The sequence below is a fragment of the Phycisphaerae bacterium genome (genome assembly GCA_017999985.1).
Classification (GTDB): domain Bacteria; phylum Planctomycetota; class Phycisphaerae; order UBA1845; family Fen-1342; genus JAGNKU01.
In genome coordinates this window covers 368,341-392,336 of the sequence record JAGNKU010000001.1, presented here as the reverse complement: position 1 = coordinate 392,336, position 23,996 = coordinate 368,341, and the positions used below count along the sequence as shown (strand labels likewise).

19 protein-coding genes and 1 tRNA gene are annotated in these 23,996 nt (G+C 66.9%); 6 read left to right on the top strand and 14 right to left on the bottom strand.

Annotated elements, in window-relative coordinates:
• Positions 1-111 precede the first annotated feature (111 nt).
• The 5 genes from KA383_01565 to KA383_01545 form a co-directional block, all read right to left on the bottom strand.
• Positions 112-756, bottom strand: a complete 645-nt coding sequence (locus tag KA383_01565; protein MBP7744788.1) for a fasciclin domain-containing protein — start codon at positions 754-756, stop codon at positions 112-114.
• A 356-nt stretch (positions 757-1,112) separates the two neighbouring features.
• Positions 1,113-2,264, bottom strand: a complete 1,152-nt coding sequence (locus tag KA383_01560) for a DNA topoisomerase IV subunit A (GenBank protein ID MBP7744787.1) — start codon at positions 2,262-2,264, stop codon at positions 1,113-1,115.
• Positions 2,265-2,578: 314 nt separating this feature from the next.
• Positions 2,579-3,028 carry a hypothetical protein gene (locus KA383_01555; GenBank protein ID MBP7744786.1) on the bottom strand — a complete coding sequence of 150 codons (450 nt, stop codon included), beginning with the start codon at positions 3,026-3,028 and terminating at the stop codon, positions 2,579-2,581.
• A 281-nt stretch (positions 3,029-3,309) separates the two neighbouring features.
• A tRNA-Gln gene (locus tag KA383_01550) sits at positions 3,310-3,380 on the bottom strand.
• Positions 3,381-3,603: 223 nt separating this feature from the next.
• Complete coding sequence (locus tag KA383_01545; protein MBP7744785.1) at positions 3,604-5,109, bottom strand: MFS transporter; 1,506 nt, start codon at positions 5,107-5,109, stop codon at positions 3,604-3,606.
• Positions 5,110-5,440: 331 nt separating this feature from the next.
• Here KA383_01545 and KA383_01540 point away from each other — a divergent pair, with 331 nt between their 5' ends.
• The 6 genes from KA383_01540 to KA383_01515 all read left to right on the top strand — a co-directional run bounded on the left by KA383_01540 (position 5,441) and on the right by KA383_01515 (position 15,388).
• Positions 5,441-6,487, top strand: a complete 1,047-nt coding sequence (locus tag KA383_01540) for a hypothetical protein (GenBank protein MBP7744784.1) — start codon at positions 5,441-5,443, stop codon at positions 6,485-6,487.
• 442 nt (positions 6,488-6,929) lie between these two features.
• Positions 6,930-9,845 (top strand): right-handed parallel beta-helix repeat-containing protein, encoded by a 2,916-nt coding sequence (locus KA383_01535; GenBank protein MBP7744783.1) that lies wholly within the window; start codon positions 6,930-6,932, stop codon positions 9,843-9,845.
• Between the two features lie 147 nt (positions 9,846-9,992).
• On the top strand, positions 9,993-11,024 hold the full coding sequence (locus KA383_01530) for a glycosyltransferase family 2 protein (GenBank protein MBP7744782.1): 1,032 nt from the start codon (positions 9,993-9,995) through the stop codon (positions 11,022-11,024).
• A 10-nt stretch (positions 11,025-11,034) separates the two neighbouring features.
• On the top strand, positions 11,035-12,654 hold the full coding sequence (locus tag KA383_01525; GenBank protein MBP7744781.1) for a hypothetical protein: 1,620 nt from the start codon (positions 11,035-11,037) through the stop codon (positions 12,652-12,654).
• 113 nt (positions 12,655-12,767) lie between these two features.
• Complete coding sequence (locus KA383_01520) at positions 12,768-14,180, top strand: DUF4910 domain-containing protein (GenBank protein ID MBP7744780.1); 1,413 nt, start codon at positions 12,768-12,770, stop codon at positions 14,178-14,180.
• Entirely contained in the window at positions 14,177-15,388 is a 1,212-nt protein-coding gene (locus tag KA383_01515; protein ID MBP7744779.1) for a sulfotransferase, read from the top strand. The genes KA383_01520 and KA383_01515 overlap by 4 nt, the downstream gene beginning before the upstream one ends.
• Positions 15,389-15,693: 305 nt before the next feature.
• Here the strand turns inward: KA383_01515 and KA383_01510 are convergent, their stop codons facing one another.
• The 9 genes from KA383_01510 to KA383_01470 all read right to left on the bottom strand — a co-directional run bounded on the left by KA383_01510 (position 15,694) and on the right by KA383_01470 (position 23,976).
• Complete coding sequence (locus KA383_01510) at positions 15,694-16,185, bottom strand: hypothetical protein (GenBank protein MBP7744778.1); 492 nt, start codon at positions 16,183-16,185, stop codon at positions 15,694-15,696.
• A 472-nt stretch (positions 16,186-16,657) separates the two neighbouring features.
• On the bottom strand, positions 16,658-17,350 hold the full coding sequence (locus KA383_01505; protein ID MBP7744777.1) for a PIG-L family deacetylase: 693 nt from the start codon (positions 17,348-17,350) through the stop codon (positions 16,658-16,660).
• Entirely contained in the window at positions 17,347-18,399 is a 1,053-nt protein-coding gene (locus KA383_01500; GenBank protein MBP7744776.1) for an N-acetylneuraminate synthase family protein, read from the bottom strand. The genes KA383_01505 and KA383_01500 overlap by 4 nt, the downstream gene beginning before the upstream one ends.
• Positions 18,396-19,190 carry a WbqC family protein gene (locus KA383_01495; protein ID MBP7744775.1) on the bottom strand — a complete coding sequence of 265 codons (795 nt, stop codon included), beginning with the start codon at positions 19,188-19,190 and terminating at the stop codon, positions 18,396-18,398. Before KA383_01495 ends, KA383_01500 begins: the two co-directional genes overlap by 4 nt.
• Entirely contained in the window at positions 19,187-20,068 is an 882-nt protein-coding gene (locus tag KA383_01490; GenBank protein ID MBP7744774.1) for an amidohydrolase, read from the bottom strand. Before KA383_01490 ends, KA383_01495 begins: the two co-directional genes overlap by 4 nt.
• Positions 20,065-21,123: a hypothetical protein gene (locus KA383_01485; GenBank protein MBP7744773.1), complete on the bottom strand. Its 1,059-nt coding sequence runs from the start codon at positions 21,121-21,123 to the stop codon at positions 20,065-20,067. The genes KA383_01490 and KA383_01485 overlap by 4 nt, the downstream gene beginning before the upstream one ends.
• Complete coding sequence (locus KA383_01480) at positions 21,120-21,782, bottom strand: class I SAM-dependent methyltransferase (GenBank protein ID MBP7744772.1); 663 nt, start codon at positions 21,780-21,782, stop codon at positions 21,120-21,122. Before KA383_01480 ends, KA383_01485 begins: the two co-directional genes overlap by 4 nt.
• Before the next feature lie 47 nt (positions 21,783-21,829).
• Entirely contained in the window at positions 21,830-22,792 is a 963-nt protein-coding gene (locus KA383_01475; GenBank protein ID MBP7744771.1) for a GNAT family N-acetyltransferase, read from the bottom strand.
• On the bottom strand, positions 22,789-23,976 hold the full coding sequence (locus tag KA383_01470; protein MBP7744770.1) for a radical SAM protein: 1,188 nt from the start codon (positions 23,974-23,976) through the stop codon (positions 22,789-22,791). Before KA383_01470 ends, KA383_01475 begins: the two co-directional genes overlap by 4 nt.
• Positions 23,977-23,996 lie beyond the last annotated feature (20 nt).

The following is a 23,996-nucleotide window of genomic DNA, read 5'->3' as shown; positions in this document are numbered from 1 at the left end:
GGGCGCAAAGAAAAGGCGAACCGCAATGGTTCGCCTTTCCTGTGCTACGAAGCTTGTGTGCCGCACGGCGGTTTTGTGTTTGCCGTGTCGGCTAGCGGTTGGGGGCGCGAATTAGCCCTTCTTCTCCGCGGGCTTCTTCTCTTCGGGCTTCTTCTCGGCCGGCTTGGCTTCCGGCTTGGCTTCCGGCTTCTTCTCGGCCGGCTTGACTTCCATCTTCGGCTCCGCCTTCTTCTCCGGCGGCGTCAAGACGGTGTCGATGAGGTGGACGACGCCATTGCTGGCGGCCATGTCGGCCTTGGTGACGGCGGCCTTGCCGTTGAGCATGCACTTGCCGTCCTTCATGGCGACTTCGAGCTCGGCGCTGGGCAGCAGGGTCTTGAGGGCCTTTTCCTTGCCGACCTGCTCGGCCATCATCTTGCCCTTGACGACGTGGTACTTGAGGATGTCGGCGAGCTTGGCCTTGTTCTCGGGCTTCTTAAGCTCGTCGAGGTCCTTGCCGAGCTTGGCAAAGGCTTCGTCGGTGGGGGCGAAGAGGGTCATCGGAACGGGGCCCTTGAGGGCGTCTTCGAGGCCGGCGAGCTTGACGAGTTCGCACAGCGTCTTGCACTTCGCCTCACCGGCGACGGCGACGAGGTCCTTGCCCTCTTCCTTCTTCACTTCCGGCTTCGCCTCGGGCTTGGCCTCGGGCTTCGCGGCCGGCTGCTGCGCGGCGGCGATGCCGCTGAACGCGACAGCCACGACTGTCACACACACCATACGAGAGATACGTCCGAACATCTGCAAACTCCTTCCAACATTCGTTCTGAGGCGACCACACGCCCGGGCTGTCTACACCGACCGCACCGCTCGCCTCATAAACGAAGCCGCAAATTCTATCAGGCGCCGGGCGTGTCGCAATAGAACCGGGCGGCGCGCAACGTCACCACCCAGCGCGCAGGCCACGCGACGCGCGCACGGTAATTAGCGTGCTACGGAATCAGGCGCGATCCCAGTCGGACTTGGCACCCCACGACCACCGGCAGGGCGATTGGGCATACCGGAAGCAAAGTCAATTGGCACAATGTGTTACACGAGTCGCTACGCTGCAGCGCCGCCGGCGGAGCGGCTCGGCATCAATCCAGCCATCGTTTGTCCGCGAGCTTTTGGGGCAGATACTCTTGCGTACTGAAACTAAGCCCCTTGCTGGTCAGCGCTTCGAGCTCCAGCTTCACGCCCAGCGCTTCCATGTGTTTGATTTCGCGCTGCCAGGCCTTGCTCTGGAACCACGGGTACTCGCGGATTTCCTTCGCGCGCCGCCGATCCTCGTCCGTCAGTGGCATCGGGACGTGCGCGGGGATGTCGAAGCGCTCGGCGTCGAAACTGCTCATGCCGACGAAACGCGCCGCCGGCACCGCCATGCGCTGGCTTTCGAACGCCAGGTTGATCGAGCCCTGTTTCACGACGCTGTAGATGTAGTAGCCCCAGGGGTCATTATCGACGAGCACGTAGACCGGCAGCTTCAGTTCGTGATGCATGCGGTAGATGAGACGACGCACCCCGCGTGGTGGCTGTCCGCCGCCGTGGATCAGCACGCACGAGTGCTGTTCCCAGAACCGATCCTTGTTGAAGCGCTGCCACATCGCGTCTTTTTCGATGAGCAGGATGTACTTGGCCTGGTTCTTGACAAACTGGATGACGTCGGGCTCGACGATGCTCGGCACACTCCATCCGCCCGAGCCCATGGTCGCGAGGTTGATCGTGTCGCCGCTGTCGTTGATCGTCATGGGGGCGACCATGGCGCCGGCGGCCTTGGCGTGGACGCCCAGCTCTTCGCGCAGAGCACTGACGGTGACCTCGACATCCTCGATGATGGAGTCGGACTCGTCCTGATCGTAGAAGATCAGCTCCTTCGTCCCCTGCACGGGACGCTTGAGCATGTAGAACAGGTCACGCAGGCTGGTGGCGTCGCTTGTTGCGATCAGGTGCCGGCAGACCTCCGCGACCTTGAGCGTCTGCATGAATTTCTTCGCCTGGCTGCCTTCGCCTTTGCGGCGGCCGAGCAGGCTGAAGAACGAGCGGCGCTGCTTGCCGTCGAGCAGCTCGATGATGCGCTTGGTCTCGTTGAACCGGACGTTGCTGAGCGTGCGCGACGGGATGTCGACGTAGGGGTCCTCGCGCTCGTGGACCAGGCCGACGACGCCCCGGGCGAGCTTGTTGATCCGCTCGCCGGCGGCGGCCCGGTCGCGACTGGCCGGCTTGCGCTGGGGCCTGACAGATTTGGCCAAGATGTAACTCCGAAAGCGAGTTGTCAGTTATCAGTCGTCAGTCATCAGTCTTCGGTTGTCAGCCGTCAGCAGTAGGGTGGGCACTGCCCACCATTCAGCTTCCGACGCCGCCAGCGATCGCGAAGCCGCGGGACCATGATTCAACACGCGACCAAGGGTGCCATCCTCCGGCTGGCTGCCTTGCGGCTTTCAGCCTGCAGCCATCTGTTGGTGATTCTCGCGACGTGAAGCTGATTTGTCGAGCAGTGCGGCACACGGCCGTGATTCTGCAAGCCGGCTGAAGCCCGGCCGGGCGGCGCCGGCGTCACAGCATCTTAAAGACCGGAGAACACGACGTAGCCCAGCAAGCAAAGCGCACTCACGATGAATCCGGAGCTAAGAATAAGTGCTGCAAGCGCCCCCCAGCGATGGCGCAGGCAATGCGACGGGTCAGTGAGTGCGTCCACACTCACGAGCAAGACGACGATTTCGGTCATGCATCCCAGCGGGGCGAGCGGGACGAATGCGCAGGCCATGAGCATGTCCCCGCCGCCGAACACCCCGGGCAGGCTCTGTCCCGCAACGAGCCCCAACGCGGGTAGTGCGACGAGGAGCAAGCCGATCATCGCAGCGAGCCAATACTTGCGTCCGGATTTCAACTCCATGCAGTAGGTGCTGCTGTTCGCGGGGTCAAACTTTCGCCCGCACTCCGGGCAGCGCGGCGCGGGCAGGTTTTCGAGGATATAGCCGCAGCCGAGACAGCGCTTGGGTTCGGGGTCCGGCATGGCGGCATTCTACGATCGAAGGCGCTGTCAGTGGCGGGCGGGAGGCGACAGCGAAACAGATAGGATAGCCGGCGCAATAAAGTGGGCCGGCGGTCGGGACGTGCGGGGGGGGACACGTACGCCGACGCAGTCCGGCCCGGGGTTTGGGGCTCGGCAAAAACTACGAACGTATTCTACCGGCCGTTGAGCTGCTCCGCAAGTCCGAGAGCGGAACCGACAGCGACCATCAACGGCCGTGAGCGTTCCGTATAAAGTGTAAACGCTCGCGCCGCCCCGGTCAACTGGGGATCCAGGATTCGAACCTGGACTAACTGATCCAGAGTCAGTCGTGCTACCGTTACACTAATCCCCAATCCACAGCGGGGCCTAGCTTACGCCGTCCCGCCGCGGAAATCAATGCCTCGCGCACACTTCTGGTAAGCATGTGCGCAACCGACAGTTAAGCGCGCACGCCCGCCGCCGGCGCCGCCGCCGGTGCCCGTGAGGGTCAATCCCCCAAAACTGCCGGCGGGACAGCCGGGTTGCCAGAAATGAAACATCGTTCCGCTTCGGCACCGCGCGGCGGCTGATCGGCGTCAATCCGCCCGGCCGGCTTCGCGCACGCGAATCACGCGGCGCAGCACCAGCAGGCCCACCGGGGCGACCAGCGCCATGAGCGCGACAATCAACCACATGGTCTGCGGGTCACGCGGTCCGCTCTCCGGGCAGTAGCTTTCGAGCAGCCCGCCCGAGAACGTGCCCACGAACAGCTTGGCCAGGAACATCGGCACATACGACAGCGCGCCGTACGAAGCTTCCTGTCCGGACGGAGCGATGGCGGCCGCATACTCGTAAACGCGCGGCGAGTAGAAGGCCTCCCCAAACGAGTAGAGCACGATGAAGAGGAAGAGCATCAGATACCACGGGTTTACGCTGCCCTTCAGGCCCAGGTACAAGGTGCCGATGGCCCAGCCGACCGGTCCATCGGCCAGCTCCTGGAACCACGCCGTGGGCAGCGCCAGCACAAACACGGAAGCCGCCACGACGAAACAGCCGAAAGTCACCATGCGGTAGGCGGAAACCTTTTGCGTGAGCGCCCCGACGAGCGGCACGAGCACGATGATCAGCGCCGAGTTGGTCACGTTCCAGAGTGTGCCGAGCGGCGCGCCTGCGCCGAGCTCGCGGATGCCGAACTTCGGATAGGCGTAGCACATGATCATGTAGACGAACTTCACCCCCGCGATGAGCATCAGGAAGCTGAGCAGCCGGTAAAAGCCGGGTTGCCGGATCAGGGCGGCCATGTTCCGACCGGTGTCGCGCAACGTGGTGCGCACGGTTGTGGCCAGCGTGTGGCCGAGGCCGTCAGCGCGGTCGGTTGCGCGTCGGGCCGGCGTGATCCGGACACCCTGATCGGTGGCTTCCGCGCCTTCGCGAATGCCGAAGTAGAAGAGCGGCGCCAGCACCAACTCCAGTAGCAGACTTACCAGCAGCAGCGTCTGATAGGTGCTCAGGGTGTAGCCCAGGATCGGCACGGTGTAGTGCCCATACTCGCCCAGCTTCTGACGCAGGCCGTCGAAGATGAAGCCATTAACCAGGAATCCGAGGTTCATCATCACGTAGAACATGGAGAAGGAGATCGAGCGCTGCGCCGTGGTGGAATAGCGCCGGGTGGCTGCCACCAGCACCGGCGTGCCCAGCGCCTCACCCAGCGCCAACGGAAACAGCCCGACGCCCAACGCCAGCCACTTCACGGTCGAAAACGTCATGGCGACGCGTGCGATCACGCAGATCGCCACGCCGAGGAGAAATGTCCTGCGCAGCCCCAGCGCATCGGTCAGCGAGCCCACCAAAATGGTGAACACGGTCATCAGCACAGCCCAGGCGCTGACGAGCCACGCAGCCTGCTTGTCGCCGTAGCCCAGGTCCGACGAGAGCCACAGCACCAGCGTCGAGTTCATCACCGCGTAGGCCGCCACCGCCAGGAACTTGACCGCGAACGTGACCCACAACTCGGGCATTGCGCCGCGCAGCACGGTGAAACGACCCAGCAAGCCCGTCGGCTCTCGCCCGGGTGCGTAGACCACTTCGGTCCGTGCGGGCATGGGCGTGGCGGCTTGGCTGCCCTGATCCGCCTGCGACTTGTCCGCCATCCGGTCGTCTCCGCTCCAATACGTTTCCCCGCGCACGCCAATTTATCCGGAAGTTGTCCGGCTGGGAAAGGCACGCCGATGGCCAAGCTGCTTTCGGGACTCAACTTCTGGCAGCGTTATGTAACGCCGCGCCGTCCGGCGTGCGGCCGGCGGTGCGCCGGACACTTTGGAACGAGTCGCCAAACACGGTATAATGCGACCGGAAACTCCATGTTACACGCATGGCGACCCACGCGGTCAGGAGAGGCCGTGCGTCCCCAGGTGCTTACCGGAGGAGAGAATCATGCCGTTACGCATTCCGCTTCCGTTGGGTATGTGGCTTGTGTCGACCGTCCTGTTGCTCACGGCCGCGCCTCAGGCGGCCGGTCAGAGTGCGATCATCATCGATCACAACTGCACGGATCTCAGCCTCGTGCCCGAGAGCTACATTACCCAGGCCAAGAGCATGTTCCGGGCGTCCTACGGCCACACGTCGCACGGCAGCCAGCTCATCAGCGGGATGGACGTGATCAAAGGCTCGGCGGGCTCGCTGTACTGGTGGGATCACAACGGGACCGCCGGCGGTCTGTCGCTGTGGGACTACACGCCGTCGGGCGATCTGGGCAACCCGGATTACGTGACCTGGGCCGCCCGCACCCGCACGATGTTGAACGGCTCGGGCGCCGATCGCAACCTCGTGCTCTGGTCGTGGTGCGGACAGGCCGACACGACGCCAGCGAACATCCAGATCTACCTGGATCTCATGCAGCAACTGCGGCTGGACTATCCGAATGTGACCTTCGTCTACATGACCGGCCACCTGGTGGGGAGCGGCGTCGAGGGCAACCTCAACCAGCGCAACGACCAGATCCGCGCCGCAGTGCAGGCGTCCGGCGGCGTCCTGTTCGATTTTGCCGACCTGGAAAGCTACGACCCGGACGGGCTGTGGGTGCTGCCGCTGTACGCGAACGACAATTGCGATTACTGGCTGAGTGGCGTCCAGCACAACTGGGCGACGGAGTGGTGCGTTGCGCACCCCGGCGAGTGCTCGACCTGCAGTTGCGCCCACTCGCAGTCGCTGAACTGCGACCGCAAGGGCCGCGCGGTCTGGTGGATGCTCGCCCGGCTCGCCGGTTGGCCGGGGCCGGACGCGCCGCTGGTCGGCGACGTGAATTGCGACGGGGTCGTGGGCTTCGGTGACATCAATCCGTTCGTCCTGGCACTGAGCAACCCGGCGGAATACGCGCTCGCGTACCCCGACTGCCCACTCGCCAACCGTGACATCAACGGCGACGAGACTTTCGATTTCCGCGACATCAACCCGTTCGTCATGCTGTTGAGCGGCAAGTAGACACTGGCGGCCTGCGCCGCGCGCCCGAAGAAAACCACGGTGCGGACGCGCCCGGGGAGCGTGTGCGCTGCTGGGCAGAAATGCTTGTATGGGGGCGGCGGACTCGCTACGCTGGGGAAATGGAGCCTGGCTGGCCGCGACTTCGAGTGGCGGTGGCCTGGCGAGTTGGTGCTGCCGAGCCCGAGGGTCCGCGGCCGGCGAGATTGTGTCGTTCTGCTCTCGCGCTGCCTGACCCGTGCGGTGAAGATGGTGCGCAATTCGCTTGTCGTTGGTTTCTAGAGCACCCGGCCAGTTATCGGTCGTCGATCGAGGGGCACGGCGTCTGGCGCCGTGCTCGCTGGCAGGGTGAACACCAGACCAGGCAAAAGGCGACCTGAAAGCGGAGTGCGCCCGGCGCGCCCATTTCGAACACACGGCACAAGACGACCTGGAGGTGCGAAAGATGACGTCCATCCCACGACCGGCCCGTTCCCGCGACGAAGGCCTGCTGGTACCGGCCGGCTGGCTGCTGGTGCCGTGGCTGTTGGCGGGCGGCGCGGCGGCGGCGGCGGGCTTGCCGGCCACCTTCGATCTGCGGAACGTCGATGGCCACAACTACGTGACCGCGATCCGCGACCAGGGGCCGTACGGCACGTGCTGGACGTTCGGGCTGCTGGCCTCGCCCGAGAGCAACCTGCTCATGACCGGGAATTGGGGCCCCAACGGCATTGAGTACGACGAGCCCAACCTCAGCGAGCGCCACCTGGACTGGTGGAGCGGCTTCAACAAGCACCACAACGCGGACCTGGATCCTCCGACGGGTGATGGGACCGACATTCACGGCGGCGGCAACTCGGTCTACCTCGCCGCCTACATGTCGCGCGGCGAGGGCATGGTCCGCGAGCTGGATGCCGCGTACGTGGACATCGATTTCGCGCCGCCGCACCGCCACCGCCGCTTTCACCGCTACTACGCGCGCGACATCGACATGTACATCGTGGCGGCGGACCTGAGCAACATCGACGTGGTGAAGCAGAACGTGATGGCGAAAGGGGCCGTCTCGACCTGCATGTGCACGGAATCGCAGTTCTTCCGCGACCTCAACGGGCACAAGGTGCATTACCAGCCGCCGAGCGACACGCATTTCATCAATCACGAGGTTGCGATCATCGGCTGGGACGACAACATGGTCACGCACGCGCCGGGGGGGCCGGGGGCGTGGCTGATCAAGAACAGCTGGGGCACCGGGTGGAACACCCCCGAGGGTGGCTTCTTCTGGATCTCGTACTACGACAAGTTTGCGACACGCTATCCGACATTCGACGGCGGCACGATCAACATCCACAACGTGGTGAAGCTGACCGCCGAGCACTTCTACTATCACGACTACCACGGCTGGGTCGACACCAAGACGGACGCCAGCCGCGCGTTCAACGCGTTCGTCGCCCAGGGCAACGATCTGCTGACGGGGGTCAGCTTCTACACGGCCGCGGACGGCGTGACGTACACCGCCCGCATCTACGACACCTTCGCGGGCGGGCAGTTGTCGGGCCAGCTCGCCGAAGTGGCCGGCACGATCGAGTATCGCGGCTTCCACACCGTCGATCTGGCCGCTCCGGTGCCCGTCGCGGACGGCAACGACTTCTACGTGTACCTGGAGTTGTCGGCCGGTGGGCAGCCCTACGATCGCTCCTTCGATTCCACGCAGCAGGCCATGCCCGGCGGCGGGCCGGCCCGCGCCATCGTGAATTCCTCGTCCCAGCCGGGCGAAAGCTACTACTGGGACGGTAGTGCCTGGCAGGACCTGTACTACTTCACCGATCCCAACTGGCCCTTTGACTGCACCGGCACCACGAGCTTCTGCATGAAAGCGATCGCGCTGGCCGACTGCAACGGCAACGGCCTCGCCGACGTGCAGGACATCGAAAGCGGCACCAGCCTCGACGTCAACGAGAACTGGGTGCCGGACGAATGCGAGACCCGCTACGTGCGGTACGTGGACGACACCGCGACCGACGACCCGGGCCCCGGCGACCCGCTCGTGAGCGATCCGGCGGAGGACGGCAGCGCGGCTCATCCCTTCGACGCGCTGCAGGAAGCCCTCAACAGCCTCGGCGAGCTGAACGGCAACACGGAGCTGGTCGAGATCATCGTGCGCGACGGCACGTACACGGGGTTCGGCAACCTGGACGTGGATTTCTACAACTGGGACTACGGCGGCTATCGGAACTTCGTCGTGCGCAGCGAGCACGGCCCGGAGCACTGCGTCATCGATGTGCAGGGTGATTACTCGGGCTGGGGGACGGCCTTCCTGATCGGTGGTGACGGGGCCGATGAACCGATCCTGCAGGGCTTGACCATCGCGAACGCGCCGTTCGCCGGCGTTTATTGCGGCGGCTACGCGAGCACGCTCCGGGATTGCGTGCTGTCCGGGCACGCCAACGCGCTGTATGGCGAGCCGGGGGCAGCGCCCGTGCTGGCCGGCTGTACGCTCGAGGATAACCAGTTGGGCGTGACGGCGTACTCGTACCATCCAACGCTCCGCGGCTGCCGCGTGCAGAACAACATGGTGGCCGGCATCTATGCCGATACCGCGCGTGTGGCCCTGCGCGGCAGCACGATCGCCGGCCACGGCGGCCTGGGCGTGGACGTCAGCCGCGGCGAGCTGGTCATGACGAGCTGCTTCGTCACCGGCAATCTCGGCGGCGGCGTGCGGACCTACAATGCGCAGACCAGTGTGCGCAACTGCACGCTGGCCGCGAACACGTCCTTCGAGTACGGCGGCGGCCTGATCATCAACGGGTACATCGACATGATTGCGGCGCGGGTCGAGAACTGCATCGTCTGGGGCAACACGGGCTATGAAGACGCGCAGATTGCGATCAACGCGATCCGGGATCTGACCCTGGACGTGAGCCACAGCGACGTGCAGGGCGGCCAGGCGGGCGTGAAGGTGCTGGGCGGCGCGGCGCTGAACTGGGCGGGCGGGAACATCGCCGTCGATCCGCAATTCGCGGCCGCGGGAAATGGCCATCTCGCTCCCACGTCACCCTGCGTGGACGCGGGCGCTCCCGTGACCCGTCTGGCGATTCCGCACGACCTGGATGGCGAGGTGCGCTGCTGGGATGGTGACGGCGATGGCATCTGCCGGCCGGACATCGGCGCCGACGAGTTCGTCCAGTCGCCGGGCGACCTGAACTGCGATGGCGTGATCGACCGTCAGGACATCAACCGGTTCGTGGCAGCCCTGACTTGGCCGGCGCACTACTGGGAGATGCCCGGGGCCTGCAACATCCACAACGCCGACGTGAACGGCGACAACCAGATCAACTTCGGCGACATCAACCCGTTCGTGGCGCTGTTTCCGCGAAATCCCTAGCGCCAAGGATCGAGCCGGCGTGGCTGGGGCGACCGCCCCGGCCAAGCCGCGGGCGGTGGCGCGGGCCCGGGCTCAATTGGCGGGCCGTCCGCTTCCGATAATACGTTCTGACAGCGCTCGGGAGCCGTGCGCGCTGCGGAGCGACGTGTGAGCGGTTCGGTCGAGCTGAGCCTCATTATTCCCACCTGCGCGGACCGCGGGGCGAAGTTGCGCGCGCTACTGACCGGCATCGCGTCCAGCACCGTCGATCCCGCGTGCTACGAAGTGCTCGTCGTCGTCGATGCGGAAGACGAGACGCCGCTCGGCGCCGCGGAGGTGCTGCCGCGCGCCGTGCGTTTTGTCGGCCTGGCCCAGCCGCACGCCGGTCCGGCCGCGGCGCGTAATCGTGCCATCGCGCAGGCTCAGGGGCGCTGGCTGCTGATCCTGAACGACGACGCGCTGGTGGACGCTGACACGGTCGCGGGCCATCTGCGCTGCATCCGACCGAACCCCACGGCCGCCGTCGCGTATCTCGGCCGGTTCGACTGGCCGGAGCGGCTGCTCGAATCGCCATGGCGGCGATTGCTCGCGCAGACGTCGATGGTCTTCTTCTGGGACCAGATGCAGGCCGAGCGCACGTACGGCTTCCGTCACTTCTGGACCAACAACCTCAGCGTGCGGACCGAACTTGTGCGCGCGGTGGGCGGGTTCAACGCTGGTCTGCCATACGCGCTGCACGAGGACATCGAGCTCGGCTGGCGACTGGAGCGCCGCTTCGGCCTGCGGGTCCAGCCGGTGCCGTCGATCCGGGCCTGGCATGATCATGCCATCACCCCGCGCGACTACTTTGTGCGTGAACACCGGGCGGGAGAGGCCGCGCGCCGTGCCCGCACGCTCAACTCGGAGTTCTTCAACGCCGTGTGGGGGCGGTGGGGCGACGGCGAGGGCATGTATGCGGCCCTGAGCGGGCTGTTCGCAGGCCCGGGCCGCGAGGTGCGCGCGCTGCTCGATCGTTGGGCGACGCCGTCGAACCGACAGCCGACCGACGACGAGTTGCGGGCGGTCTACCTGGCGCACTTGCCGCTCAAGCGGCTGGTCTTCTGCCAGGGGTTCACCGGGCGGGCGTTCGACGACGGCACGCGGGCGGAGGAGGCGCTGCCCGCGGCCATCGGGTGCAAAGCGAAGGACTTGCCGTGTTGAAGGCCAGCGCATGACGTCGCGCACGAGTGTCAGCGTGTCGCCGCCCGGCATCCTGAAAGGCCCGGCGTTCGCGGCGCGCGTGGCGGAAATCTGCCGCGTGCTGCCCGCGCCTCAGCCTCTGCCGGGCTTGAAGTACCGGCGGATTCTCATGCCCGGCATGGTCGGCGGCGAGGTCCAGTTCGCACTGCTCAGCTTCATCGCCCACGCGCTCCGGCTGCGCGGCGCGGAAGTCACCGGGCTGCTCTGCGACCGCCTGCTGCCGGCCTGCACGATGCAGAAGAGCGACCACCACGAGCTGGCGTGCGACCGGTGGTGCTATCGCAACTCCGGCCCATTCGTGCGGGCCGCGCAGCTTCCGCACCGCTGGTACAGCGAGTTCATCACGCCGGACGAGCGCACCGAGTGCGACCGGCTCGCGGCCCGCGTGCCGGTGGCGGAGCTGAAGCGCTTCGAGTGGCGCGGTATTGCGCTGGGCGTGCACGTCGATCGCTCGGTGCAGAGCCACTTCAAGGTCGGCGCGTTCGAGCTCGATCGGCCGGACATGGTCGCGAAAGCCCGGCAGCTTCTGGCGGCGGGCATGTACCTCGTGCGGATCGGCGAGCGCGTGTTCGAAGAGCTGCGCATCGACAAGGTCTTCATGGACGACGGGCAGAAGATCGACTGGGGCGTGATCCGCTCGGTCGCCCGCGCTCGCGGCGTACCGGTCGATCTGACGCTCGGCACGTGTCGCGGCGGCTGCCGCCTCGTCGAGCACGACCAGAGCACGAAGTGGTCGGACCCGTTGCCTTGGTGGCCGCAGTGGCGTGATGTGCCCCTGACGCCGGACCAGGAGGCCGAGCTTGACGCGTACTTCGCCGGCCGGGCCACGCGCCCGTATGGCGACCGCGCCTGGACGGAGTTGACGCGCGGTACGGACCGCAACGAAGTGCGCCGGCGCATCGGCCTGCCGGCGACCCCATCCGGCCTGGTCTTCGCGATGTTCCCGAACCTCGGTTACGACGCGGCGGTGACGACCGACGAGCCGACGTACGCGACCGGCGCCGAGTGGGTTGTCGCGACCGTGCGCTACTTCGCGCGGCGGCCGGAGCAGCACCTCGTCATCAAGCTGCACCCGGCCGAGGCGCTGCGGGCGGCGCAGGATTCGACGGGCGATGCGCTCGCAGCTGAATTCAGAACCTGCCCGCCGAACGTGCACATCCTCGCCCCGCACACGAACCTGACGGCCCACGACGTGATCGAGGCCGCCGATGTCGTGCTGGTGTACACGTCCACCGTCGGCATTGAGGCGGGGTATCTCGGCAAGCCGGTGGTGAATGTCGGCGGCGGCTGGCACGCCGAACGCGGCATCAGCATCGATGTGACCACGCCCGCCCAGTACTTTGACCTGCTCGGCAAGATTTGCGCGGGGGCGGTCCCGGCGGTTTCACGCGAGCTGGCCCGGCGCTACGCCTACGCCGTCTTCTTCCGCGGGGCGCTGCCGATCCGGCACTACAGCGCGATGTACCCGAACATCACGGCGCTGCACCTCAACGGCCTGGAGGAGCTGGCCCCGGGCCGGGACGCCGCCATGGACGTGATCTGCCGCGGAATCCTGCTCGACGAGCCATTCATGCTGCAGGATCCGGCCTGACCGGCGGGGCTCGGGTCTGAGAGTCGGGGGGGCCGATACGGTATACAGGGCTGCGCCCGCGCGCGGCCCGCGCTGGCCGGCGTCGTATCCGGCGGACCAGGAGCGAGCACGCGATGCATGCTGGGTTGGCTACGCTGCCGGCATCACAGGCTACGGAAAGCGTGCCGGTGACGCCGCCCAGCGACGACCGCGAGGCAACGCTGGCCCGCATGCTGGCGCTCATCCACGCGCACTGGAACCTGAACCGCACCGCGGTAAATCCTGACACGGACAAGCTGGTCGCCGCGATCCAACGCCGGCTCGAATGCCGGGTGCGCGAGTTCCCCGCCGGGCAGAACATCCTGACGTGGGTCGTGCCGCGGCACTGGCAGGTGCGCGCCGCCTGGATCGCACGCCTGGACGGCACGCGCGTCGTGGATTACGCCGACTGCCCGCTGCACGTGTGGACGCACTCGATCCCGTATCGCGGCGTGGTGAGTCGGGCGGAGTTGGAACCACACCTGTACCATGACCCGCAGCACCCGGCGCAGGTGCCGTATCACTTCGTCAACGGTTACCGCTACAACGAGTCGCCGAGCGAATGGGGTTTCTGCCTCTCCACCGAGCAGCACGCGCAACTTACCGACGACCGCTACGAGGTCTGCATCGACGCCGACCTCGACCTCGACGGCACCATGAAGGTGGTGGACCATCACCTGCGCGGCGCCTGGCCGGAGACGCTCTTCTTCGCCGCCCACACCTGCCACCCCGGCATGATCACGGACGGCCTCTCGAACGTGGCCCTGCTGGTCGAACTCTTCGACCGGCTCGCCCGGCGACCACAGCGGCGTTACAGCTACCGCCTGGTGCTCGGGCCGGAGTACTTCGCGGCGGCGGCGCTGCTGTCGGTGATGCCCGCGGCCGAACGCGCCCAACTGCTCGGCGGCCTGTATCTCGACATGATCGGGAACCGGCAGACGTTCGGCGTCGCGTGGTCCTACACTGGCCACAGCCGGCTCGATCATGTGCTCGCCAACGTGATGCGCCATCACGCCGGCGGGCACCACGAGGCGGGACATCGCAAGCTGTCGTGCAACGACGAGATGTTCTACGACGGGCCGGGCTTCCAGATCCCGACGGTCCACCTCGGCAGCCTGCGCCACCCGGAGTATCACTCGAACGCGGACAACCCCGCGCTGCTCGATACCGGGCAGTTGCTGCACGCACTCGAGTTGCTCGAACGCGTGATCGATGTCTTCGAGACCGACTTTGTGCCGGTCCGCCGCTACCAGGGGCCGCTGTACCTCTCGCGGTTCGGGCTGTACATCTCCCCCAAGCAGAACTGGGCGATGTACGAGCTGCAGGAACGTGCCCAGGTGCTCATGGACGGGCGGCGCTCGTGCTTCGACATCGCCCACGAGCTGGGGGCCGACTTCGAGCGCGTGCGCGACTTCGCACTGGCCCTGGCGGAACGTGAGTTGATCGACATCGCCGGCGGCGGCCTCGCGCGCCCGCCGGGACCGACGCGCTTCCGGGCTGAACCATGAACTTCCGACCGCTCCTCGTTACCGGCATGTTCCGTTCGGGCACGACGCTACTCGCCCGGATGCTGAACGCGCATCCGGACATCGCGCTCGCGTCCGATCCGTTCCTGCCGTTCTTGAAATACCTGCGGACGGTCGTCGCGCGCGACGTGCTCGGGCCAGCGGCGCCGGCGCCGCTCGATCCGCTCGGCGATTACTTCGCCGACTACGATGGCCTGCGCCTGCTGCGCGCGGTCCAAACCGCGAATCTCGATTGGCCGCTGTCGGAAACCGACCGCGCCATGCTCTGGCCCGCGCTGCAATCGTTCGCCAAGCCGTTTTCGCCGAAGCTGGCCGAGCGGCTGGACGAGGTCCGCGGGACAACGCTGCGCGAGTTGTACGTTGACATGCTGCGCCTGACGCAGGACGTGTACGGCACTGGCCGCGAGCAGTACGTCGGCCACAAGGAAGCCTGGGCCGACGAGTTCGGGCCGGCGTTGCACCGCGCGCTGCCGCACCTGAAATCGATCCACGTCATTCGTGACCCGCGGGCCGTGTGTGCCTCGAAGAACGTCGCGGACGACAAGTACCCGTGGCTGTTCCTCATCCGCCAATGGCGCAAGCTGACCGGGCTCGCGTGGCTGGCGGCGTACGCCAGCGCGGCGCGCGAAGATTGCCTGCTGCTGCGGTACGAAGACCTCGTCGCGGACCCTCCGGGCGCCAGTCGCCGCATCTGTGCGTTTCTCGGGCTGGAATTCGCCCCGGCGATGGCCGACGCGCAGAGCCTGAAAGACGGGGCCGATACGCCGTGGCAGCGAAATTCCTCGTATGGCGATCTCGCGACGGAGCGCAGCATCAGCAGCAAGGGGGCGGATCGCTGGCGGCGGGTGCTGTCGCCGCGCGAAATCGAGCTGATCGAGCAGTTGACGTATCCGGTCATGCAGATGTTCGGCTATCAGCCGCTGACGACGCCGACCACGAAGCTCAACGCGGGGCTGCGCTTTTGCCCGCCGCAGGTCACGACGGAACAACTCACGCCGTGGATCCGCACGCACGTGCGGGTCGATCCCGTCTCGACGGTGGTGCAGATGGCCGAAGAGGGGCTGCGGCTGCAGTTGCTGCACGCGACGCCGGACGTGCCGGACGACGTGGTGGAAGCGTTATTCCTCGGCCGGCCGCTGTACGAAGCCTGCCGCGACTTCGTGCGTACGACGGAAGGCGCGACGGTGTAGGGAGCCCGCGCAGCGGGCGTTTGTGAGTAGCCTCGGCCGCGAGGCCGTGGAGACGGGCCGCGCCTCCCTCCTCCCGCTTTTCCCATGAGCCCCGGAAGGGGTGACTGACGTCCGGGCTGCCGCCTCCAGAACCCCGAGCGGCAGCGAGCGGGCCCGCGGAGCGCGCAGAAGCAGGCAGAATGTCCCCTCATCATGTCAGAATAATAGGTGCCTGTCCCCAATTATCGCGACGAAGACGCCAAGACGCGAAGCGGAGCCAGAGGTTTACGGGTAAGTACTATAAGTCGCGCATTTCCTCACGCGTTCTAAAGCTCAGAACGACCGTCGGGGATGCTCCACGGGTCACGCGTGTCTACGGCGTTGAGGCGCAAGAACTCCAGGATCGCCGAGCGCTGCACAGCCAGATAGGACTGATCGAATGCGATCCCATCGATCAATAATGTTGCTGCCGGCGCATCGCGCTCGACATCCTCCGACAAGTCACGCCGCGTCTTGAGCGCCAGGCTGAACCAGCCGGCGCGGTTGGGCGCGGGCGTGATGGTCAACACAACAGATTCGTCAAGTGTGGCCACCTCGGCCGCATCGGCCAGTGTGTCTTGGCAGCGCTTGAGTTGCTCCGCGAACGCCACGAGATGGAAGCCGCTGAACCAGCAGGCTTCGATCGTGACGTTCAGGGCTGGAAACGCGACTGCAATCTCCGCCAGCACTTTCCATTGACTGGATGTTGCTGGACGAAGACAGAAACCGTGCCCAAGGTCGTCGCTCGGAAAGCGCAACTCAGTCGCTTCGCATCCCATGGACGGAATTCCTCGTCGAATCGCGTTAGGGCCGGTCGGTCTACGGGACCAGCACAACCCGCGGAACAGTCGACGGTTCTTGACCGCCAATGATCCTCCATGAGTCTCATCGCCCCAGCCGCAGGCGCCAAGGCCGCAGCGCTCCTGTTCCGACCGGAATCTCAGCCACGGATCAACACGGACAAGCACGGATCGAGCCGATGGCAAGCAAAAACACCAAGGCGCCAAGACACGAAGGCGGGCACGGAATTCAAAGCCCCATCGGGTTATTGCAGTTTCGCCATTCGCGGTCCGCTGTTCCCTGCCACTGCTCAAGAGCAGTGCCACACGCGCTGCGCGGGCCCTCGCTCGCGCTTCGGGCTCGGATTGTGGCGCGCTGCGCGGGCCCGCTCGCTGCCGCTCGGGGTTCTGGCTTCGTTGCTCCTCCTGCGTGGCTCCGTGGCTCCGTGGCTCCGTGGCTTCCCTGCCGTGCCTACCGCAGGCCCCGCACCAGCTCGAACGCCTCGGCGGCCTCGCAACCCGCGGCGCTGCCCCACCGGCGGGCAAGCGCCTGCAAGGCCTCCGACGACCGCGGGTGCGGGAACGGCCGAGCTTCGCTGTCATACGTCCGCATCGCCGCCAGCTTCGTTTCGAGCGTCGCGGCGACATCGACGAAGACATTCGGGCGAAACGCCGGCGCGAACTGGCCGAATGCCCACTCGGTGGACGACGGCACCTCGAACGCCAGCAGCTCGCGCACCGGGCAGTCGCCCGTCGGGCGCGTCGCGGTGAGCACGGCGCGATGCACGATGGCATGATCGACATTCAGGTCGCCGCCGTGGTGTGTGTAGATGACAGTCGGATGGACCTGTGCGATGACCTGCTCGACGAGCCGCACGACTTCCAGCAGCGGGACCGTGTCAAAGCGGTTGTCGGGCAGCTTGAAGTGCGAGACGTCGCGGACGCCGAGCTGCGCCGCGGCTCGCCGGCTGCATTCCGCCAGGGCGGCCAGCTCGGCGGGATCAGCCTGCGTGCGGTCGGAGTAGCGGCTGGTCAGCCCTTCGCCGAGGATCGCGATGGCGACGGGTGTGCCCGCGCGCGTCAGCCGGGCGATCGTGCCGCCGCAGCCGAGGACTTCATCGTCGGGGTGAGCCGCAATGACGAGCGTGGTCTCGTGGTCACTCACTCGACGTCCTCCCAGCACAGGGGTTCATCCGCGGCGAAATGGCGGCGCGTGCGTTTGCCGACAAGTTCGCCCAGCCGGTGCGGCGCGATGCCGGTGCCCGGCCGCTTCAGGCAGAGCATCTCCGCGGCCAGGCACGTGCCGGGGGCCAGGTCGCAAGCGGCGACCACGCTGCGCCGGAACTGCTGCCGGGCGAGGCGTTCACCGGGCGAGGGTTCGAGGTCCGGCGTGCCGCGCTGCTGGGCCGCGCGGCGCACGTCGCGCACCAGGGCGGCCAGTTCCTGCGGATCGGCGGAGAACGCATGGTCCGGCCCGGGCAGCGCGTGGTCGAGCGTGAAGTGCTTCTCGATCAGCACGGCGCCGAGCGCCGCCGCCGCGATAGACGCCACGCTGCCGCGCGTGTGGTCTGAGTATCCAACCGGCAGGCCGAAACGCTCGCGCAGGCCGACCATGCGCAGCAGGTTGGCTTCGTCGTCCGGCGTGGGATAGAGCGAGACGCAGTGCAGCAGCAACACGGCGTCGCAGCCGCCGGCGCGGAGCGTCGTGAGGGCGCGCTCGATCTCGGCTTCGTCCGCCATGCCGGTGGAGAGGATGACGGGCAAATGCAGGCCGGCGACATGACGCAGCAGCGGCAGGTTGATGAGGTCTTCCGATGCGAGCTTCAGCGCGGGGACGCCGAGCTCGGCGAGCAGGTCGGCGGACAGCGGGTCGGCCGCGGACGAGAGGAAGTCGAGGCCGCACGTGCGGGCGTGCGTCTGCAGCTCGGTGTGCCACGCGCGGGGCAGCTCAAGCCGCTTGAACATCGCGTACATGGACTCGCGGACGCGCTGCCCGCCGGCTTCGTACTCGTAGGTCAGATCGCGGTCGGCCATGAACTCGGCGGCCTGGAAGGTCTGGAACTTGGCGGCGTCCGCACCGGCCTGGGCGGCGGCGGAAATCATCGCGCGGGCCTGGTCGAGCCGGCCGTCGTGGTTCACGCCGATCTCGGCCACGATGTAAGGCGGATCGTCCGGGCTGAGGCGGCGCCGGCCGATCATGAACGCGGTGGTCATGGCGTCACCTCCGCGGGCAGTTCGGGTTGCAGTACGGTGGGTTGCCCGGCGCGCTGCGCGGCAGCGGTGATGTCCTCACGAGTGACATTGCCGCCAAGCAAGATGTCGCGGCTGCGCGGCCCGCAGTTGAACAGCAGGTCGACGACGGAGAGCCGTGGGCAGAACGCGCCGAAGCGCTGCGGATACGTCGGGTGTTGATAGTCCTGGAAGTAGAGCGCGACGCCCGCGGCGTGAAAGTCCTCGGTGCAGATGTAGTCGCGCCCCAGGGTGCCGAGTACGCAGACGTCCGCGCCGAGCCGGCGGCAGTGATCGAGCACGAGGTCGGACTTGTGCCCGGTGAAGCCGGCCGCGCTCGCGCGGATGAACTCGGTTCGAATGCTTAGCGTGTCCAGGCAGTAATGTAGGATGACCTCGTTCAGCTCGGCCAGCCAATGCCACGGCCGGGCCGTGTAGAGCTGCTCGAAGAACGGTGCGTACAGGTCCCAATAGTGCGCTTTGCCGTAGCAGCTTTGCAGGCTGCGCCAGTGCGCGGCCTGCCAGTGGCCCTGCGAACCCCAGCCGTCGGCGGCGAGCGCGACGTCCTTGAGCTGTCGGCTCGCCGACGCGCGCAGCCTCACCGGCACGGTCAGCCAGAACGGTCCCTGCGGCCCCTTGATCCGATTACGATTGTTCCAGTCTTGCTCCAGGTACTGCACATCGTCCATGAAGACGAACGCGTCGGCGAGGGCGATCTTGTGGAAGAGACCAAGCCACGGCAGGTAGACCGGCTGGTGTCCGGTGATGATCTTCATGCCGGCACCCCCAGAAAGCGCAGCACGTTGGCGCCGGCGATCAGACGCTGCTCGTCCGCGGACAGCGGCAGCGCCTCGAACGCGGCCAGCACCTGGCGCTGGTCATGGGATGGGTTGAATGGGAAGTCCGTACCGAAGGCCACGCGGTCCGCACCGATCGCCTGCACGGCCATCGTGACCATCGGCATGGTGAGCGGCACGCTCCCGACGAAAAGCACATTTTCGAGCACGCTGCGCACCGCGGGATACAGGCCGTACAGGCAGAGCAAACCGCCCAGGTGCGGCGCCAGGACCCTCAGGCCGGGATGTCGCCGGCAGATCTCGTACAGCGCCGCCGCCGTGTCGGATTGTGCCGGCGGACGATACAAGTGGTCCGTGTGCGGCATCAGCACGAGGCCGTCGGTTTCCATCTGCGCGAGCGCCGGCTCGAACACTTCATCATCCAGCCGGTAACCCTGCCACGACGGGATCACCTTTACGCCGGACAGGCCGTATTCCTCGCGAATCCGCCGGACGGCGTCGCGCAGGTTCTCGTGGCCCGGCGGCGGCAGGACGCCCAGGCCGGTGAGCCGCTGCGGGTGGTGACGTACGAGCTCGCTGATGTAGGCCGTGTTGCGCCAGCACGCGACGGGGCTGTGCCAGGGCAGCGCGGTGATGACGGCGCGATCGATTCGCGCCGCTTCCATCTCGCTGAGCAGGCCGTCGAGTGTGGCACGCGCGAGGGCGGCGTCGCGTTCGGGATGGTCGTAGATCACGCGGTGCAGGACGGTCTCTTCCGCCGGCGGCTGGTAGTTCGGACTACACCACTCGGGCGGCAAAAGGTGGACTTCGCTGTCCACCCAGAGCATCGCGCGCGCTGAGTTGGTCGGCGTCGTCATGGCTGGGCGGCTCCCGCGCTCATCGACTTTGCGTGTGCCTGCCAGGCTGCGAGGATGCACTGGGCGACGCGGTCCGCGCCGCGACCGTCGATCAGGGCGCGGCCGGCGCGGCTCTGTGCAGCCCGCCGGTCGAAGTCGGATGACAGGGCTTGGAGGGCCAGCCAGATGTCCTCGTCGCACACGTCGGCATGCCAGCCGAGATTTACGCCAGCACCGGCGGCCGCGAGGGCGGTGGCGCGGCAGCGCTGGTCGGGCGAGATCGCCAGATGCAGCGCAGGAATGCCAAGATACGCAAGCTCCAATGCCGTGCCGCTGGCGCTGGAGATTGCGAGGTCGGCCGTCGCGAACAACGCGGCCATGTCGGTGACGTCGCGGCGGAGCGTGATGGCCGGGGTGCGGCCGGCGACATCCGCGGCGCGGCCGGTGTAGCCGGGGCCGAGGATGGCAATCACGTCCCAGGGGCAGCGATGTTGCGCCAGCAGCTCCAGAACGCGCGCGGTCTGATCGTCCGGATCGCTGCCGCCGAAGGTGACGACGAGCCGGCGCACCGCCCCGCCCGGCGCCGCGCGCGGGGGCGTGGACTGGAATTCCGGGCGGAGCGGATAGTAGGCCACGCCGAGGCAGAACCGCGTGTCGGGCAGACCGTAGTACGGGGCCGCTTCGGCGCCGGGGCCGACGTCAATGACCAGGTGTGCCGCGTAACGGGCCAACCGACAACCATCGTCAAAGACACACAAACACAAGTTGGACGCGTGGAGCTGATCCAGTTGTTCCGTCGTCAGGCGGTACGTGTCGATGAGCAGCGGGCCGCCGAGCGCGTGCACCGCGGCGGCGAGCGTCTCCGCGCGGCCGTCCGGCAAACGCGCAACCTCGCAACCGGCTGCGCTCGCCGGTGCGCCGTCGCTCGCGGGATGCATGAGGTACTTCACGCGCAGGTTCGTGTGGGCGCGCAGCCGGTCCACGACCGCCAGCGTGCGCCGGATGTGCCCGTAGCCGATGTCGTGGCTGGCATCGGCGCGAACGGCCAGGTGCATTTCGCGGGCCGGCGCACTCATGCCACACCTCGCTTGCGGCCCCAGATGTACATGCTGTGCGATTCTGCCAGCGGCACGACACGCCCGGTCCGCGGGAGCAGGCCGCCGGAGCGGAGGATTTCGATGTCGCAACGGGCCAGCACGGCGGCGATTTCGTCAAACAAGAACCACGAGTGACTCTGCTCGGGTCTGAGCGTGCCACTGGTGAATGCCTGCCAACCGAGGTTTTTCGTGGTGAGCAGAAATTGTCCGCCCGGACGCAGACACGCCACACACGGCGGTAAGGCTGCTTCCGGTGGCGCGCCGCACTGTTGCAGCACGCCCACCAGCGTGACGAGATCGAAGTCCGTCAGGTCGGCGGGCAGTGCGGTCAGATCGGCGTTCACGAAGCGCGCCGGGCTGGCGTGCGGCGTGGAGCGCGCGGCGGCGATGATCTCGGGAGTAATGTCCACGCCGACCAGCTCGTCAAAGCGGTGCCCCGCCGCCTCGGCCAGCGAGAAGAACGCGCCGGTGCCGCAGCCAATGTCGAGCCACCGTCGTACGTCGGCCCAGGCGACCAGCGCGAGTCCGAGCCGGAAGCGGTTGAGCATGCCTTCCGGCGTGCCCCACTTGGCGCGTTCGAAGTCGGTCCGTCGCCGGCTGGCGGCGGCGTACTCCGCAACGATGGCCGCTTTGGACACGTGTCGATACTGCACGCCCGCAAGACTCCATTCTTGCGCAAGCCGACTCACAACCACAGATGCAACGTGACGAGCGCGGACACGCATTTCAGCCCGGCGCCATAGTACAGGTTCAGCGCGGGGTAGTTATTGATCTGCGTGCCGACCTCCACGAGCCGGACACGCCTGTGCATCTCGGTCAGGAACGCCCGCATGAGCGCCCGGCCGAGCCCCTGGCCCGCCAGCGCGGGGTCTACGGCGATCAGGTTCAGGTACCCGAGGGCAAGATCCAGGTGACGGCGCAGCGCGAAGTCCTCGCCGCCAAGCACGAAGCCGACGATCCGGCCGGCCCGGCGCGCCGCCAGCAGCACGCTGCCATCGGCCTCCAGGTCGCTCTCGAACAGGCCGCCGTAGAACGCCGCCACCTGCTGCGGCGAAAACGCCGGATCGTTGGCAACGCGTCCGTGGCGGAAGGCGCTGGCGGCCAAAGCGCGCAGCGTGCGGCGCGTGTCGACGTCGGTGTCTTCAAGCAGGCGGATCTCGCTGTCGCCGAGGCCGGAGTAGCTGGGGGATTCGAGACCGCCAGCGAGCCGGGCCTGGTCGGCGAGGAAGATGCTCATGGCGTCCATGGTGCGGAAGCCGGCCGTCTCCAAGGCGTGCAGCGACGACAGGTCGTGATAGCCGACACGACAGGTCAGCAGGTGTGTAGCGTGGGCGCGGGCCTGACGCTTGATTTCCTCAATGAGCTTGTGCTTCACGGTTGTATCTGCGCCGGCGAGCAGCGCGATCTGCGCGACGCCGACGCCCAGGCACGCGGTGTCCCAGGGCTGCTCGACGACGCGGGCAAGGGCCTGGGGGTGTTGCTGTGAGCCGAGGCGGACAAGCCGGCCGGGGCCGTCGCGCCAGGTTGCCAGCCGGTGGGGCGTGAAGTCGGCGACGTATTCCGCGAGGTACTCCTGGTAATCGCTGGCCGGGCGGCGGGCCACCCACTCAAGCGCTTGTGGATCGGCGGTCGCACAAGCACCGGTCATCGCACGCCCTCGCAGGCGGGTTCGAGCTTTTCGATCTCGCCGAGCAGGTCGTGATAGCGCTCATCCTGGTCCAGCGGGACGCGCGGCATGAGGGTATGCGCGTGCTGCACGGCCGTGCGGTAGATGGATTCCACGACGTGTTCTTCGACGGCGCGCAGGTCGTACGTGGGGTCCCACAGGCAGTTGCAGCTTCCGCACAACGGGCCGTTGCGCTCGATCGCGGTGTAGTCGCGCGTCAGGTGGGCCCGGCGGAACGCGCGCATGCGGTCGTTGTTCCAGATTTCGTGCAGTGAGCTCCCGCGGACGTTGCCGAGCGAATAGACCACGTTGACGTCCACGGGGCACGGCGATGCTTCGCCGTCCCAGTTCACCGTGAGGTACTCCCACGCGATGCGGCAGATCGGCCAGTGCGCGCGCGGGCCGCGCTGCAGGGCGGCCAGATCGATTTCGCCGCGCGTGCCGGCAGCGCCGGAGAGATTCAGCAGCGGGTTGCGGAAGACCTTGTCCACGGGCAGCCGGGCGAAGTAGCGTTCGTACGCGGCAGCGTGGGCCCGGTTGCGCTGTTGCTCGACCATGGAGAGGCACACATGCGTGGGGTGGCCGTGCTCGTGGTTGACGCGGATGAAGTGCAGGATGTTCCGCAGCGTCGGCTCGAACTGCGACTTGATGCGGATGCTCTCGTAGATCGCCCGGTCGACCGCGTCGAACGAGAACACGATCCGGTCCAGGCCGAGCCGGAGCAGGGCTGCCGTCAGCTCGGGCGTCAGGCGCGTGCCGTTGGTGAGTACCGACGTGTGCAGGCCCTGGCGCTTGGCGTAGGCGACCATGTCCAGAAACTGCGGATGGAGCGTAGGCTCGCCCTGCACGTTCAGGCTGATGGCGGTCCGTGACGGGGCGAGCTCGTCGATGATCTGGTGGTAGAGCGGCATGGCCATGATGCCCATGCGGCGCGTATAGACGCGCTGGCCGTCCGCCGGCCGGTGATGGTGGCAGTGGACGCAGCGCAGGTTGCAGGCGTTGGTCGGCTCGATCTGCACGAGCTGCGGGAAGAGCGGGCATTCGTCGCGGATATCGCGCAGGTAGAGCACCTGGTCCAGCGCATATCGGACGACGCGCTTGAACTCGCGGGCCGGATCGGCGGCGGCGCAGTGCGGCGCGGACGGCTCTGCGGACTGTTCCAACATCACGGGGCTGCGTTCCTCCG

Coding starts and splice junctions, on each gene's coding strand:
- KA383_01565 (MBP7744788.1), bottom strand. CDS start 756: ATGGTGTGTGTGACAGTCGTGGCTGTCGCGTTCAGCGGCATCGCCGCC.
- KA383_01555 (MBP7744786.1), bottom strand. CDS start 3,028: ATGCCGGACCCCGAACCCAAGCGCTGTCTCGGCTGCGGCTATATCCTC.
- KA383_01545 (MBP7744785.1), bottom strand. CDS start 5,109: ATGCCCGCACGGACCGAAGTGGTCTACGCACCCGGGCGAGAGCCGACG.
- KA383_01540 (MBP7744784.1), top strand. CDS start 5,441: ATGCCGTTACGCATTCCGCTTCCGTTGGGTATGTGGCTTGTGTCGACC.
- KA383_01535 (MBP7744783.1), top strand. CDS start 6,930: ATGACGTCCATCCCACGACCGGCCCGTTCCCGCGACGAAGGCCTGCTG.
- KA383_01525 (MBP7744781.1), top strand. CDS start 11,035: ATGACGTCGCGCACGAGTGTCAGCGTGTCGCCGCCCGGCATCCTGAAA.
- KA383_01520 (MBP7744780.1), top strand. CDS start 12,768: ATGCATGCTGGGTTGGCTACGCTGCCGGCATCACAGGCTACGGAAAGC.
- KA383_01515 (MBP7744779.1), top strand. CDS start 14,177: ATGAACTTCCGACCGCTCCTCGTTACCGGCATGTTCCGTTCGGGCACG.
- KA383_01510 (MBP7744778.1), bottom strand. CDS start 16,185: ATGGGATGCGAAGCGACTGAGTTGCGCTTTCCGAGCGACGACCTTGGG.
- KA383_01500 (MBP7744776.1), bottom strand. CDS start 18,399: ATGACCACCGCGTTCATGATCGGCCGGCGCCGCCTCAGCCCGGACGAT.
- KA383_01495 (MBP7744775.1), bottom strand. CDS start 19,190: ATGAAGATCATCACCGGACACCAGCCGGTCTACCTGCCGTGGCTTGGT.
- KA383_01490 (MBP7744774.1), bottom strand. CDS start 20,068: ATGACGACGCCGACCAACTCAGCGCGCGCGATGCTCTGGGTGGACAGC.
- KA383_01485 (MBP7744773.1), bottom strand. CDS start 21,123: ATGAGTGCGCCGGCCCGCGAAATGCACCTGGCCGTTCGCGCCGATGCC.
- KA383_01475 (MBP7744771.1), bottom strand. CDS start 22,792: ATGACCGGTGCTTGTGCGACCGCCGATCCACAAGCGCTTGAGTGGGTG.
- KA383_01470 (MBP7744770.1), bottom strand. CDS start 23,976: ATGTTGGAACAGTCCGCAGAGCCGTCCGCGCCGCACTGCGCCGCCGCC.